The organism is Streptococcus sp. HMSC056C01 (genome assembly GCF_001811305.1).
GTDB lineage: Bacteria > Bacillota > Bacilli > Lactobacillales > Streptococcaceae > Streptococcus.
The window spans coordinates 70,510-71,037 of sequence record NZ_KV804219.1 but is presented as its reverse complement, the minus strand read 5'-3'; the positions used below and the strand labels follow the sequence as shown (position 1 = coordinate 71,037).

The window sequence follows — 528 nt, the reverse complement described above, 5'->3', positions numbered from 1 at the left end:
ACGTTTGAGCTTCTGGCAATTCTGACAATTGAACAAAGTCTTCAGCTTCAAACTCAAGATATGACCAGATTTCTTCTGCAGTGTGAGGAAGGATTGGAGTCAAGAGTTTGGTGATTTTTACAAGGATATCGTAAAAGACAGTTTGCATTTGACGGCGTTCCAATGATTTGGCACCTTCGATGTAGACAACGTCTTTGGCAAAATCAAGGTAGAAGGCTGACAAGTCAACGTTGATAAAGTTCACTAGTGCTTTATAGATTGTCAAAAATTCAAAGTCAGCATAAGCATCACGAATTGTTTTCACAAGCTGGTTAAAACGAATGGTCATATACTTGTCAACTGAACGAAGTTCTTCGTAAGCAACTGCATCCTCAGCTGGGTTAAAGTCAGATGTGTTAGCAATCAAGAAACGAAGAGTGTTACGGATCTTACGGTAAGTTTCAGAAACTTGACTCAAGATATCCATAGAGATACGCACGTCATTGCTTGAGTCTACACTTGTTACCCAGAGACGCAAGATTTCCGCAC

Annotated in this window: 1 protein-coding gene; it reads right to left on the bottom strand. The window is 40.2% G+C overall.

The features are described 5' to 3' along the window. A partial coding sequence (locus HMPREF2795_RS10095) for a class I tRNA ligase family protein (protein ID WP_148131317.1) occupies positions 1 to 528 on the bottom strand: 528 nt, incomplete at both ends.